General features: G+C 66.9%; 15 protein-coding genes. 5 read left to right on the top strand and 10 right to left on the bottom strand.

Going from position 1 to position 13,794, the window contains the following annotated elements; all coding sequences use genetic code 11:
* Positions 1-15 precede the first annotated feature (15 nt).
* The 4 genes from ASG39_RS03505 to cysG form a co-directional block, all read right to left on the bottom strand.
* Entirely contained in the window at positions 16-528 is a 513-nt protein-coding gene (locus ASG39_RS03505) for a DUF934 domain-containing protein (protein ID WP_062592809.1), read from the bottom strand.
* Between the two features lies 1 nt (position 529).
* Complete coding sequence (locus ASG39_RS03500) at positions 530-2,203, bottom strand: nitrite/sulfite reductase (RefSeq protein WP_062592807.1); 1,674 nt, start codon at positions 2,201-2,203, stop codon at positions 530-532.
* Positions 2,204-2,452: 249 nt separating this feature from the next.
* Positions 2,453-2,764, bottom strand: coding sequence for a DUF2849 domain-containing protein (locus tag ASG39_RS03495; protein WP_062593408.1), 312 nt, complete (start codon positions 2,762-2,764; stop codon positions 2,453-2,455).
* Positions 2,765-2,766: 2 nt separating this feature from the next.
* Complete coding sequence (gene cysG, locus ASG39_RS03490; RefSeq protein WP_062592806.1) at positions 2,767-4,254, bottom strand: siroheme synthase CysG; 1,488 nt, start codon at positions 4,252-4,254, stop codon at positions 2,767-2,769.
* Between the two features lie 247 nt (positions 4,255-4,501).
* On the opposite strand from cysG, the gene ASG39_RS03485 reads away from it, so the two are divergent.
* Positions 4,502-5,089, top strand: a complete 588-nt coding sequence (locus tag ASG39_RS03485) for a nucleoside deaminase (protein WP_062592805.1) — start codon at positions 4,502-4,504, stop codon at positions 5,087-5,089.
* 109 nt (positions 5,090-5,198) lie between these two features.
* The gene (gene mazG / locus ASG39_RS03480; RefSeq protein ID WP_062593406.1) at positions 5,199-6,038 is read left to right on the top strand and encodes a nucleoside triphosphate pyrophosphohydrolase; all 840 of its coding nucleotides are present in this window, start codon (positions 5,199-5,201) and stop codon (positions 6,036-6,038) included.
* A gap of 317 nt (positions 6,039-6,355) precedes the next feature.
* Here the strand turns inward: mazG and cobT are convergent, their stop codons facing one another.
* A complete protein-coding gene (cobT, locus tag ASG39_RS03475) occupies positions 6,356-7,375 on the bottom strand; it encodes a nicotinate-nucleotide--dimethylbenzimidazole phosphoribosyltransferase (protein ID WP_062593403.1) in 1,020 nt (339 codons plus the stop codon).
* 275 nt (positions 7,376-7,650) lie between these two features.
* Here cobT and ASG39_RS03470 point away from each other — a divergent pair, with 275 nt between their 5' ends.
* From ASG39_RS03470 to ASG39_RS03460, 3 genes are read left to right on the top strand one after another with little or no spacing between them, the layout of a single operon-like run.
* A complete protein-coding gene (locus ASG39_RS03470; protein WP_062593402.1) occupies positions 7,651-8,406 on the top strand; it encodes an adenosylcobinamide-GDP ribazoletransferase in 756 nt (251 codons plus the stop codon).
* 40 nt (positions 8,407-8,446) lie between these two features.
* On the top strand, positions 8,447-8,677 hold the full coding sequence (locus tag ASG39_RS03465) for a DUF1289 domain-containing protein (RefSeq protein ID WP_062592803.1): 231 nt from the start codon (positions 8,447-8,449) through the stop codon (positions 8,675-8,677).
* Positions 8,674-9,372, top strand: a complete 699-nt coding sequence (locus tag ASG39_RS03460; RefSeq protein WP_062592800.1) for a TIGR02281 family clan AA aspartic protease — start codon at positions 8,674-8,676, stop codon at positions 9,370-9,372. The genes ASG39_RS03465 and ASG39_RS03460 overlap by 4 nt, the downstream gene beginning before the upstream one ends.
* 62 nt (positions 9,373-9,434) lie before the next feature.
* Here ASG39_RS03460 and ASG39_RS03455 read toward each other — a convergent pair whose 3' ends face one another.
* The 5 genes from ASG39_RS03455 to ASG39_RS03435 form a co-directional block, all read right to left on the bottom strand.
* On the bottom strand, positions 9,435-9,794 hold the full coding sequence (locus ASG39_RS03455; RefSeq protein ID WP_062592798.1) for a type II toxin-antitoxin system PemK/MazF family toxin: 360 nt from the start codon (positions 9,792-9,794) through the stop codon (positions 9,435-9,437).
* A complete protein-coding gene (locus ASG39_RS03450) occupies positions 9,794-10,057 on the bottom strand; it encodes a PbsX family transcriptional regulator (protein WP_062592796.1) in 264 nt (87 codons plus the stop codon). Before ASG39_RS03450 ends, ASG39_RS03455 begins: the two co-directional genes overlap by 1 nt.
* A 63-nt stretch (positions 10,058-10,120) precedes the next feature.
* A complete protein-coding gene (locus tag ASG39_RS03445; RefSeq protein WP_062592794.1) occupies positions 10,121-10,882 on the bottom strand; it encodes an ABC transporter permease in 762 nt (253 codons plus the stop codon).
* Complete coding sequence (locus ASG39_RS03440) at positions 10,879-11,817, bottom strand: ABC transporter ATP-binding protein (RefSeq protein WP_062592793.1); 939 nt, start codon at positions 11,815-11,817, stop codon at positions 10,879-10,881. Before ASG39_RS03440 ends, ASG39_RS03445 begins: the two co-directional genes overlap by 4 nt.
* A gap of 284 nt (positions 11,818-12,101) precedes the next feature.
* Positions 12,102-13,283, bottom strand: a complete 1,182-nt coding sequence (locus ASG39_RS03435; protein WP_062593400.1) for an extensin family protein — start codon at positions 13,281-13,283, stop codon at positions 12,102-12,104.
* Positions 13,284-13,794: the final 511 nt, after the last annotated feature.

Here is a 13,794-nt window from a genome sequence, read left to right as displayed (position 1 = left end):
GCCAGGAAAGGACGGTCAGGAAACCCGGCGCCAGCTGTAGGAGCCAGCGTCAGGCGCGGGCCGCGCCGTCGGCTGGTAATGCTGCTCGATGCCCGGCAGCCGCCCTTCCCCGAGCCGCTTCAGCGCCGTCGGGTTCGTCACAGCGAAGCTGTCGATGCCACAGCGCAGCATCAGCGGCACCTGGTCGATCAGCACGTCGCCGATCGCCCGGATCTCGCCGTCGAATTTCAGCCGCGCGCGCAGCAGCGAGGCATGGCTGAACGCCCGCCCGTCGTTGAAGGCGGGAAACGCCACCGCGACGAGCGCGATGCGGTCGAGATAGGGCTGCAGCCGCGCCACGTCGTCGGCCGGGTTCACCAGCACGCCGAGCCCGGTCTCGCCGGCCTCCGCCTTCTCGATGAAGGTCGTCAGCCCGTGGATCGCCCGCTCGTTGGAGCCCGCCTGCGTCTCGTCGGTCTCGCTCCCCTCCGTTTCGATCACCCAGGGGTCGTCGGTCACGAAGCCGGTCGTCTTCCAGATCTGCGTCATCTCAGGCGGCTTCCTGTTCCTTGGCGCCGTACAGCGCATCCTTGAAGGGCTGCGGGCCCACGCGGCGATAGGCGGCGAGGAAGGTCTCCTCCTTCGACAGCCGCAGGCCGAGATAGGTATCGACGATCGTCTCCACCGCATCCGTCACCTTTTCCGGCTCGAAACCGCGCCCGATGATCTCGCCGATCGAGGTCGTCTCGTCGCCGGAGCCGCCCAGCGTGATCTGGTAGAGCTCGGCGCCCTTCTTCTCGACGCCGAGAAGACCGATATGGCCGACATGGTGGTGGCCGCAGGCATTGATGCAGCCGGAGATCTTGATCTTCAGCTCGCCGATGTCGGCCTGCCGTTCGGGATCGCCGAAGCGCGTCGAAATCTCCTGCGCCACCGGAATGGAGCGGGCGTTCGCCAGCGCGCAATAGTCGAGGCCGGGACAGGCGATGATGTCGGTGATCAGCCCCGCATTCGCGGTCGCCAGCCCCGTCGCCACCAGCCCGCGATAGACGGCTTCGAGGTCGGCCAGCGCCACATGCGGCAGGATGATGTTCTGCTCGTGGCTGATGCGGATCTCGTCGAAGGCATACTCCTCGGCGATCTCGGCCACGGCCTCCATCTGCACGTCGGTCGCGTCGCCCGGAATGCCGCCGATGGGCTTCAGCGAGATCGTCACCATGCCGTAGTCGGGGTTCTTGTGCGGCGCCACGTTCTGCTGCACCCAGCGGGCGAAGTCCGGATCGGCCTTCTTCCAGCTCGCAAGGTTCGCCCAGCCTTCCGGCCGCTCGGCCAAGGCCGGCGGCGCGAAATAGGCGGAAATCGCCGCGATATCGCTGTCGGGCAGCTTCAGCTCGGTGTTCTTGAGTTGCAGGAATTCCTGCTCCACCTGGCCGGCCAGCACCTCGGCGCCGGTCTCGTGCACGAGAATCTTGATGCGCGCCTTGTACTTGTTGTCGCGCCGGCCGTGCAGATTGTACACCCGCATGATCGCGGTGGTGTAGGAGAGCAGGTCTTCCTCCGGCAGGAAGTCGCGGATCTTCTTGGCGATCATCGGCGTGCGCCCCTGCCCGCCGCCGACATAGACGGCAAAGCCGATGCGGCCCTCCGCATCCTTCTTCAGGTGCAGGCCGATATCGTGCACCTGGATCGCGGCGCGGTCGCGCTCGGCACCGGTCACGGCGATCTTGAACTTGCGCGGCAGGAACGAGAATTCCGGATGCACCGACGACCACTGCCGCAGGATCTCCGCATAGGGGCGGGGATCGGCGACCTCGTCGGCGGCAGCCCCGGCAAAATGGTCGGCCGTGACGTTGCGAATGCAGTTGCCCGAGGTCTGGATGGCATGCATCTCGACGCTGGCGAGATCGGCCAGGATGTTCGGCGTGTCGGACAGCGCCGGCCAGTTGTACTGGATGTTCTGCCGCGTCGTGAAATGCCCGTAGCCGCGGTCGTAGGTCCGCGCGATATGCGCCAGCATGCGCATCTGCCGGCCATTCAGCGTGCCGTAGGGAATGGCGACGCGCAGCATGTAGGCGTGCAACTGCAGGTAGACGCCGTTCATCAGCCGCAGCGGCTTGAAGGCATCCTCGGCCAGTTCGCCCGAAAGGCGCCGCTCCACCTGGTCGCGAAACTGCTCCACGCGGGCCGATACGAAGGCATGATCGAATTCGTCGTAGCGATACATCGTTTGTCTTTTCCCTGGCGCCCGTCCCTCGAACCCCTGGGGCTCCTGCAGGCGACGCTTGTCCGGCCCGACCCCGCCGCACACCGTGGCGAGGATCGCGCAATGCTCACATCCGCTGATGCATTCCTTTAGACCAGCCGTGGCTTCAGGAAAAGCAATCGCGCGGTTTTCTCTCCGCAGGTCTTGCGCGTCCTGCGTCCCTCCTGCCGATGCGCGGAAAACCCGGCTCCCGCATCACATGAAGGCAGACTACGCCGCACCCAGATGATGCAGGCCCTTGTAGCCCGGCGCATACTCCATCGTCGGCCCTTCCGCCCGGATCCGCTCGCGCAGGCGCGAGGGGCGCAGCACGCCGTCGATCTCCACCACCTCGATCACGTTGACATCGACCACCTTGTTGTCGGCGAAGGCCGCCTTGCCGGCCGCCTCCAGCGCCGCCACCGCTTCGGCATGACGCGCGATGAAGGCATCCTGCAGGCTCTCGCCCCAGTTGCCGGCCGCATCCAGCCAGACGGAAATGCCGTCGGACAGTCGGTTGGCCGTCAGGACCTTGTCAGTCATCGTCATGCTCCTTGCCTGTGATATCGCACGTCGTCGTCTCCCGTCGGAAGCGTGCCACGCCCCGATTGCGCCCGGTCCGGTTCAGCCAGACCCTGCCTCCGGGACAGCGGCTCGGACCGCTCGAAATTCGCCCCCGCCACCGCATCGCCGATGATCACCATCACCGGCCCGTCGAGATCGTCGCGCGCCTCCAGCCCCGGCAGCTCGCCGAGCGTCCCGTGCAGCAGACGCCGGTCGGCCCGGCTGGCATTTTCCACCACCGCCACCGTCGTGTCGCGGTGCAGCCCGGCCGCGATCAGCCGTGCGGCGACCGAGGCCGCCACCGTGCGGCCCATATAGACCGAGATCGTCGCGCCCGACACCGCCAGCCGCGCCCAATCGGGCAGCACGTCGCCGGCGAGATCGTGGCCCGTCGTAAAGATCAGCGAGGAGGCGACGCCGCGCAGCGTCAGCGGCAGCTCGAAATCGGCGGCCGCGGCAAAGGCGGAGGTGATGCCCGGCACGATCTCGTAGCCGATGCCCGCCGCCCGCAGCGCCGCCATCTCCTCGCCCGCCCGGCCATAGACCAGCGGATCGCCCGATTTCAGCCGCACGACGCGCTTGCCCTCGCGGCCGAGCCGCACCAGAAGCGCGTTGATCTCGCTCTGCGATTTCGAATGGCAGCCCTTGCGCTTGCCGACCGACAGCCGCTCGGCATCGCGCCGGCCCATGTCCACGATCGCCTGCGGCACCAGCGCGTCATAGACGAGCACGTCCGCTTCCATCATCACCCGCTGCGCGCGCAGCGTCAGCAGATCCTCGGCCCCCGGCCCCGCGCCGACGAGATAGACACGGCCCTCGACAGCGCTGCCCGCCTTCAGGAGCCGCGTCGCCTCGCGCCGTGCGGCGGAGATATCGTTGGCGGCCACATGCGCGGCCACGCCGCCGGTAAAGAACCGCTTCCAGAACTGCCGCCGCGGCGCACCGCGCGGCAGAAGCTTCTCCGCCGCGATCCGGTAGGATTGCGCAAGCCCCGCAAGGCTGCCGAGCGACGGCTGCAGCAACTGGTCGATCTGCGCGCGAATCATCTGGGCGAGGATCGGCCCCGCCCCCTCCGTGCCGATCGCCACCGCGACGGGCGCGCGGTTGACGAGCGCCGGCGTCAGGAAATCGCAATAGTCCGGCTGGTCGACGGCATTCGCCGGAATGCGCGCTGCCCGCGCCGCGCCCACGATCCGCCGGTCCTCGGCCGCGTCCCCGGTCGCCGCAAAGACGAGCACCGCGCCCTCCACCTGCGCCGCATCGAAAGACGCAACGACCCGGACAACGCCCTTGTCGTGAAGAAACCGCGCATAATCCGGCTCGGCCGCATCGGCATAGGCGACGATCCGCGCCTGCGTGTTCAAGAGCAGGCGAACCTTGGCATAGGCCTCGTCGCCATTGCCGAACACCGCCACACATTTCTGCGCAACGCGAAAAAAAGCCGGAAATACGGTCAGCTGCTCGCTCATGACGATGGGGGATCTGTCCTTTCAGGGTGTCCTAGATATCGCCCATCCTACCGCGAAATTGAAGAAACAGAAATCCGCAGGCTTCTGGCCCTGCGTATTCTTTTCCTCACGCAAGGCGCAATCGGAGCAAATGTGACCCGGCCCGTGGGCACCATGCATTGCACCCCGGCCGCATTGCCCGCTACATACGCCGGATCATGACCCATGCGCAGGCTCGCTTCGCCCCCTGCCCGAAAGGACCGCGCCGATGTCCACCGATCCGCTCGCCGACCGCCTCCTCTCCGTCATCGAAAGCGATATCCTGCCGCTGACGCAAAGGGGCGTCGCCGCCGGCAACAAGGTCTTCGGCGCCGCCATCCTGCGCAAGTCCGATCTCTCCCTCGTCGTCGCCGAGACCAACAACGAGACCGAGAACCCGCTCTGGCACGGCGAGGTCCACACGCTGAAGCGCTTTTACGAGCGCCAGCCCGCACTGGACACCAGGGACCTCATCTTCCTCTCCACCCACGAGCCCTGCTCCATGTGCCTCTCGGCCATCACCTGGGCGGGCTTCGACAATTTCTATTATTTCTTCAGCCATGAAGACAGCCGCGACAGCTTCGCCATCCCGCACGACCTCGTCATCCTCAAGGAGGTCTTCCGGCTGGAGCCCGGCGGCTATGCCCGCCAGAACGCCTTCTGGCGCTCCGTCGCCATCGCCGATCTCATCGCCACCGCCGACGAAGCCGACCGCCCGGACCTGAAAGCCCGCGACGCCCGCATCCGGCGCCGCTACCAGGACCTCTCCGACACCTACCAGTCCGGCAAGACCGGCAACGCCATCCCGCTCGCCTGACGCCTGCCACCCCTGATACGCGCGCCCCCTGACACCTGTTCCGGAATCCCCTTTCCACCGAGAAACCCGCCTCATGCCCGACCTCCCGAACGACACGCCGCCCGAGCCAATGCAGCCCTCCCGCGACATCCGGCAGCTTCTCGACATCATGTCCGCTTTGCGCGCGCCGGAGACCGGCTGCCCCTGGGACATCGTCCAGACCTTCGAGACCATCAAGCCCTACACGATCGAGGAGGCCTATGAGGTCGCCGACGCCATCGAGCGCGACGACATGGACGATCTCTGCGAGGAGCTGGGCGATCTCCTGCTGCAGGTGGTCTTCCACGCCCGCATGGCGGAGGAAGCCGGCGCATTCGATTTCGGCCATGTGGTCGAGGCCGTCACCCGCAAGATGATCCGCCGCCACCCCCACGTCTTCGCCCGCGCGGCGGCCGACACGCCGGATGCCGTCAAGCTCCAGTGGGACACGATCAAGCAGGCGGAAAAAGCCGAGCGCCGCGCCCGTCGCCTGCGCCGTGGGCTGACCGACGACGCGACCGGCTTCCTCGACGGCGTCCAGCGCCACCAGCCGGCGCTCAGCGAAGCGCTCAAACTGCAGCAGCGCGCCGCCAAAGTCGGCTTCGACTGGTCGGAACCCGAGCCCATCCTCGACAAGATCGAGGAGGAAATCGCCGAACTGCGCGAAGCCCTCCACGACGGCGACAGCGCGAAGATCGCCGACGAACTCGGCGACCTCACCTTCGCCCTCGTCAACCTCGGCCGCCACACCGGCACCGACCCCGAAATGGCGCTGCGCGGCACCAACACGAAATTCCGCCGCCGCTTCCGCCACATCGAAACGCAACTTCAAGCATCGGGTGAAACGCTGGAAGCCGCAACGCTGGACCGGATGGAAGCCCTCTGGCAGGACGCCAAGGCCATCGAGCGATCCCTGGCCGGGACGGCCTGAGCGGCGAGGCGTCTGAGCCCCGAAAAGCCCCTCATCCGCCTGCCGGCACCTTCTCCCCGCAGACGGGGCGAAGGGACCCGAAGACCCGCCGGATGCGACACAGAAACCCGAGGCACCGCCGGGCGAGACAAAAACCACGAGGGACAACCTCGCCGCGCATCAACCCGCCAGGCAGGCCACGTCCCCTCGCCCCGCATGCGGGGAGAGGGTTAGGGTGAGGGGCAGCCACCAGCAGAACCTTGACCACGACAGCCCTAGGCTGGGGGCAGCCGCCAGCGAATTCTCACCACGGCAGCCCGCCTCACCGCGCAAAAACATCACTCGGTGCGTCCGCTCACACCCGCCTGCTCGAACGTCGCCATGCCGGAATGGCACGCGGCCGCCGCCTTGACGATGCCGGCGGCGAGCGCGGCCCCGGTGCCTTCGCCGAGCCGCATGCCGAGCGCCAGGAGCGGCGTCTTGCCGAGCTGTTCGATCGCCGCCATGTGGCCGGGTTCGGCCGAGACGTGGCCGATCAGGCAATGGTCGAGGGCGGCGGGGTTGATGGCCTTGAGGATGGCGCCGGCGGCGGTCGCCACATAGCCGTCGATGATCACGGGGATCTTCTGCATCCGGGCGGCCAGGATCGCACCGGCCATCGCCGCCACCTCGCGCCCGCCGAGACGCCGCAGCACTTCCAGCGGATCGGCGAGATGGTCGCCATGCAGCGTCACCGCGGTTTCCACCGCCGCGATCTTGCGCTCCAGCAGCTCTCCGTGCGAGCCCGTGCCCGGTCCCACCCAGTCGCGCGCCGAGCCGCCATAGAGCGCCAGATTGATGGCGGCCGCGATCGTCGTGTTGCCGATGCCCATCTCGCCGATGCAGAGCAGGTCCGTGCCGCCCGCAACGGCCTCCATGCCGAAGGCCATGGTGGCGGCGCAGTCGCGCTCCGAAAGCGCGGCTTCCCGCGTGATGTCGCCGGTGGGATAGTCGAGCGCGAGGTCGAACACCTTCAGCCCGAGATCGTTGGTCACGCAGATCTGGTTGATCGCCGCGCCGCCGGCCGCGAAATTCTCGACCATCTGCGCCGTCACCGATGGCGGATAGGGCGTGATGCCCTGGGACGCCACGCCGTGATTGCCGGCGAAGATCGCCACCAGCGGCCGCGTCACGGCGGGTGCCCGCCCCTGCCAGGCCGCCAGCCAGAAGGCGATTTCCTCCAGCCGCCCGAGCGCGCCGGCCGGCTTCGTCAATTGCCCGTCGCGCGCCCGCGCCGCGCCGAGCGCACCCGAATCGGGGCCCGGCAACTGACGCAGCAGCGCGCGAAAATCGTCGAACGGAAGACCGCTGGCACTCATCTGGTTTTTCCTTTTCTCCGGCTGGCTGTCTGCCGGTTTTCCGGCTGCGCGGCAGCCGATGATGCCGCCGGTTGCCCGGCCACGTCCCATGCCGATGCCGCCCGGCACCATCGTCGGGCAAAGCAGCGGCACCTCGTCTTGTCTCGCGCCCTCTTAGAGCGCATGACGGTTTCCGGCAACGGCTTATGCGCGCGCCCGAAGCATCGGCCGCCGCAACCGCACACGAGGAAACAGACAGCGTGACGAACCCCGCGAGCGCCTTCCTGACCGATACGATGCGCGCCATCGCCTTTCTGAGCCGCCTGCGCGTGCCCGCGCGCTTCTTTGCGGGCGACGACGGCCGCATGGGCCGCACGGTGCGCGCCTTCCCCACCGCCGGCATCCTCATCACCCTGCCGGCCTGCCTCGTCTTCGCCGTCACGCTGGCGCTCGATGCCGATCCGCTGCTCGCCGCCCTCCTCTCGCTCGTCGTGCAGGCGCTCGTCACCGGCGCGCTGCACGAGGATGGCCTGGCAGACGCCGCGGACGGGCTCGGCGGCGGGCGCGCGCGCGGCCATGCGCTCGACATCATGAAGGACAGCCGCGTCGGCACCTATGGCGTCATCGCGCTCGTCCTCACCCTCGCCCTCCGGGCGGTCGCCATCGCCGATCTGGCGGATCATCTCTCTTCGGCCGGCGGCGCGCTGGCGCTCCTCGCCATCGCCGCGCTCAGCCGGGCGGGCATGGTCTGGCACTGGTCGCTGCTGCCGCCGGCGCGCGAGACCGGCGTTGCCGCCGGCGCCGGCGCGCCGCAGCCGGCCGCCGTCACCATGGCGCTCGCCACCGGCGTCGTGCTCGCCGCCCTCCTGCTGCTGGTCGCGGGCGTGCCGCTCACCGCAGCGCTCCTCTCCTTCGCCGCCTTCGCCGCCGCGGTTCCGCTCTGGACAAGATATGTCCGCCAGCGCATCGCGGGTCATACGGGCGACACAATCGGAGCCACACAACAACTGGCGGAAACAGCCCTCCTCGTCGCCCTTGCGATCTTCGCCTGAGGCGCCGATAGTCAAAGATCATTCCCCGCACGGACTTTTTATGGAATCACCCTGCACTTCCGTCTGCTCCATCGATATCGCCACCGGCTTCTGCCGCGGGTGCGGACGAACGGGCGACGAAATCGCGAGCTGGACGCTCTATAGCGACCGTGAACGCCGCCACATCATGACGGGCCTGCACACGCGCCTGAACGCGCTCGATCCCGGTCTCCGTCTGGAAACGCGCAACGACCGCCGCGACCGCAGGACCGGGGAGCGCGCCAGACGATGAACAGGCTGACCGTCGCCCTCGGCATTCTCGGCCTCGGGCTCGTCCTTCTGCTTGTCAATCAGGAGAGTGGCCGCACGCTCGGCCTTGCCAATGACAGCTTTGCGAGCCTCGTCGGCATGACGGCCCTGCTCACGGTCTTTGCCGCCGGCATCTGGCGCAGCCGGAATTTGAGCGAGAGCGTCCGGCAGTTCGCGTTGTGGGTGCTGATCTTCCTCGCCGTCGTCACCGCCTATCTCTATCGCGGCGAGCTCGAATCCTACTGGGCCCGCCTCTCCGGCGGCCTGATGCCCGGCCGCGCCGCTGTCTTCACCGACAATGAAGGCTATCAGGAAGTCGTGCTGCACAAGGTCATGAACGGCCATTTCGAGGCCAACGTCGCCATCAACGGTTCGTCCGTCCAGATGCTGGTCGATACCGGCGCCAGCACCATCGCCCTCTCCTATGCCGACGCGAAAAGCCTCGGCCTCGATCCCGCCAACCTCGCCTATACCCAGCGCCTGATGACCGCCAACGGCGAAGCCCGCGGCGCCCCCGTCACGCTCGCCGAAGTCGCCATCGGCCCCATCGTCCGCAACGACGTCCGCGCCACCGTCGCCGAAGACGGCAAGCTCGACCAGAGCCTGCTCGGCATGAGCTTCCTCTCCACGCTCGACATGATGCAGATGAAGACGGACGAGCTGCGGTTGAGGGATTAGTGAGGGGTGAGTGGTGAGTGGTGAGGAGGCAGCCGTGGCTTCGCAAGTGGTCGCGCCACGCCTTACGGGATGTCGATGCTGCTGACGACGCGGGCGACGATCTCATCCACCGTTGCGGCATCGAGGGTATCGACATAACGCGCGGTCTTCTGCCGGGCCCGCTCGACGAGATCGAGGCTCCGGACCTGATTGCAGAGCGCGACGCCATTGGTCGCGTGTCCGGTGATGTTGACCGCCAGCCCGGCCTTGCGGGCGAATGCCCCGCCCGTCGTGATGGCGACGGTCATGCACATGCCGAGCGCGTTGATCTCGCGCGGCGAGATGACGACGCATCGATGGTCGTCCTTCATCTCGCGTCCGACGACGGGATTGAGATCGACGATGAAAACGTCGCCGCGTTTGGGAACAGGGCTTCGGACCATCAGAGCACTTCGTTGCCGACGGAAGCGCCACTCTCCCAGTCCGCCGCCTGCCTGTTCAGGGCCTCCATCTCGTCGGCCCCTTCGAGCAGCTCGGCCAGCGTGTAACGTCTCCTGGGCTTCAACGGCGTGGCGACAAGCGCACCCTTGTCCACCACCAGCGTCAGCTCCGTGCCCACGTCGGCGCCCAGCATCTTCAAGAGCGCGGGGGGAATGCTGAAGACGGTGGCGCCGCCCTGCCGGCGGATCTTGGCTGTATTCGACATGCGCATAGCCTCCATAAAGTGCTACTTATATAGCACTTTTAGCCGCCCTGCAACACCGCGCCCTCAGTTCCTCAACCGATACCCCGTCCGGAAAATCCACAGCAGCAGCCCCATCAGCACGCTCAGGAACACGAGGATGATCGCGAAGCTGACCAGCGGGTTGACCTCGGAGATCTCGAAGAACGACCAGCGGAAGCCGGAGATGAGATAGAGCACCGGATTGGCGTGGCTGACCGCCTGCCAGAAGGGCGGCAGCATGGAGACGGAGTAAAAGCTGCCGCCGAGGAAGACGAGCGGCGGGATGACGAGCATGGGGATGAGGTTCAGCTGCTCGAAATCCTTCGCCCAGATGCCGATGAGGAAGCCGAACAGCGAGAAGGTCACCGCGGTCAGCACGAAGAACACCAGCATCACGAAGGGATGGGCGATGTGCAGGTCGACGAACAGCGAGGCCGTGCCGAGAATGATCAGGCCGATCATCATGCCCTTGGTCGCCGCCGCCCCGACATAGCCGAGCACGATTTCCGTCATCGAGATCGGCGAGGACAGGATCTCGTAGATCGTGCCCGTGAATTTCGGGAAATAGATGCCGAAGGAGCCGTTGCCGATGCACTGGGTGAGCAGCGTCAGCATGATCAGCCCCGGCGTGATGAAGGCGCCATAGGAGACGCCCTCGATCTGCTGGATGCGCGAACCCACCGCCGCGCCGAACACGATGAAATAGAGCGAGGTGGAAATGACCGGCGACACCACGCTCTGCAGCAACGTGCGCCGCGTGCGCGCCATTTCGAACAGGTAGATCGCCTTGACCGCTTCGAAATTCATGCCCGCTTCTCCACCAGTTCCACGAAAATATCCTCGAGCGTGCTCTGCCGCGTCGAGATGTCCTTGATCCGCAATCCCGCTTCGGCGACCGCCGCCAGCAGCGTCGTGATGCCGGTGCGCCCGCTCGCCGCGTCGTAATCGTAGATCAGCCGCGTGCCCGCCTCCTCCAGCGTCAGCCGGTAGGGCTCCAGCCCCGGCGGCAGCCCCCCTTCGAGCGTCGTGATCGGCTCGGCCAGCTCGATGCGCAGCTGCTTGCGGCCGAGCGTCTTCATCAGCGCGCTCTTCTCCTCGATCAGCAGGATCTCGCCGCCATGGATCACGCCCACCCGGTCGGCGATCTCCTCGGCCTCCTCGATGTAGTGCGTCGTCAGGATGATCGTCACGCCGCCTTCGCGCAGCGTCTGAACCACCTTCCACATGTCCTTGCGAAGATTGACGTCCACGCCCGCGGTCGGCTCGTCGAGAAACAGGATGCGCGGCTCGTGCGACAGCGCCTTGGCGATCAGCACGCGCCGCTTCATGCCGCCGGAAAGCTCGCGCAGCATATTGTCCTTCTTGTCCCACAGCGACAGGTCGCGCAGCACCTTCTCGATATGGGCGGGGTTGGCCTTCTTGCCGTGCAGCCCGCGCGAGAACGACACCGTGTTCCACACCGTCTCGAACTGGTCGGTCGTCAGCTCCTGCGGCACGAGCCCGATGATCGCCCGCGTCGCGCGAAAATCCCGGACCACGTCGTGCCCGTTGACAAGAACGGTGCCGGACGTCGGGTTGACGATGCCGCAGATGATGGAGATCAGCGTCGTCTTGCCGGCGCCGTTCGGCCCGAGCAGCGCGAGGATTTCCCCTTCCTCGATCTCGAGGCTGACGCCCTTCAGCGCTTGGAACCCCGAGCCATAGGTCTTGACGAGATTGGAAACGGAGACGATGGGCGCCATGGGATCATCCGGAATGAGGGGGACAGAATGCCTTATATGGCATCCCCCGGCCGAAAGTCACCCGGCGTTGCAGGAACGCGTTCCAAGGGCAAAAGGCAGGGCGAACCGGACTGTCATCAATCCTTCGCCGGAATCACGCATCCTGCCCGGACACAACAGGCGCGGTCCATCCATCCCCCGCCTTCGTGGTTTGCACCGATCGGCTGGCAGTCCCCTCCGCCCGGTTTTTTTCGGCCGGCTCCGCGCGCAAGCAGGAGACCGGCCATTTTTTTAAGCCGGACGTCTCAGTCGCAATGCCGGTAGCCGGATTTGCGCTCCCTGAGGTCGAAGTGGAAATGGTCCTTGTGAAACGGGTCGCTGCCTGGCCCGAGGACCGTGTTGAAATATTTGCAGCTGTCCTGCCGCACGGCCTTCAGCAAGCCCTTTTCCCGGAAGGCGAAGAAGCCGGGCTTGCGCACGTCGATCGCCTTGCCGTTCTTCAGCACGAATTTGCCGACATCGATCGCATTGCCGTGGGCATGCTCCGACATGGCCGCGCCCCGGCGCGAATTCATCGTCCGGCAGGAATAGCCGCCGAGCGGCTTGATGGTGCCGATGCCGCTCAGATAGCGATAGCGGGCCGAAGGCGCGAGCTCGTTCTTCACCCACAGCGCGAAGGCCTCGGTCACCTCGCAGTTCAGCTTCACCGCCGGCTTCACGGCGATGCTGCCGGAAAGGCCGGAGAGCTGGATCGGATAATCGATGCCGCAGGAGGGGGCGTTGGAAATGCGCGGCACGTCGGTAAAACTCACGCCGAGCTTCGTCAGCCGCTGGCGGCAGGCGACTTCCGACGCCGGCATCCGGCCGCTGAAATCCGGCTCGGACACCGCATCGGCGGGATGTGCCGCGCGCGGCAGAAACGCCACCTGCTCCTCGCGCGCCCGCTCCTCCCGCCGTCTGTCGCGCCGCTCGATCATCACGCGGCTCTCCTGCTCCAGAAACTGCGCCTTGCGCCGCGTCTCCATCTCCATCCGCTCGGGCGTCAGCAGCGGCAGATCGGGATCGACCCCGGATGCGGCCGCCGACGCACCGCCGCCCGCCGCCGCCATGGCACCGCCCTCGGACGGCACCGACAGCACATGCACGCTGTTCGTGCCGATCCCGTCGACCAGCACCGGCCCGGCCGAGGCACTCTGATAGGGATAGCCGGACGAACCGGCATGAATGTCGCGGCTCTGCTCCTCGGCAAGCCCGACCACGCCGCCTACACCAGACCCCGCCGTCACCATCCCGTCTATATCGACACCCTCCGCCGGGATCGGCGAAGCCTGCGCCTGCATCGCCTCGGGCGATCCCGTCGCCTCCACCGGATCGCGCGCCACCCTTTCCGGCCGCGCCTGCGCCGCGGGCCGCACGCTGCTGATGCGCTCGGACGGCTCCAGCGCATCCGTCGAACAGGCCGCCACGGTCAGAGACAACGCCAGCATCAGCCCGACCGACACCAGCGGCCGACGGAAAGAGCCCCCTGACAAGGAAGACGAAAGGAACAGAGGAAAACGGGAAGGAGAAAAAGATTTGGCCATGCCGGATATCGCCTTTCGAACGCAACCGGTTCCCCGGCCGGGAGACCTGCAGCCGCAGACCGCCCCGAAGCCCCGAAAGGCCCCAGAATTGTAAGAAGAGGCGCAGCGCCCCCAACCAGCCAAGAGGCCCGCCTCTCGCGGCCAGCCCCTCTCGGCCAGCCACCCTCGGCCAGCCCCTGTCGGCCAGCCGTCTTGATCGGGACGTCCCGGCCAACAGTCCCAGCCAGGACGGCGCACCCAAGACTGCACGCCCCAAGACCTCACGTCCGAAGACTGCACGTCCCCAGACGTCACGCCCCAAAACTCCGTGGCCCAAGGCTTACGCTCAAGCCTGCGCGGCCCGAGAGGTCGAAGCCATGACGCCACGCCCGAGACTGCCCGCACTCTTCGGTCATTTCCGGGCACACGGCGCGGG

Source organism: Rhizobium sp. Leaf371 (assembly GCF_001424045.1).
Lineage (GTDB): Bacteria > Pseudomonadota > Alphaproteobacteria > Rhizobiales > Rhizobiaceae > Ferranicluibacter.
This window is presented reverse-complemented; position numbering and strand designations above follow the sequence as displayed.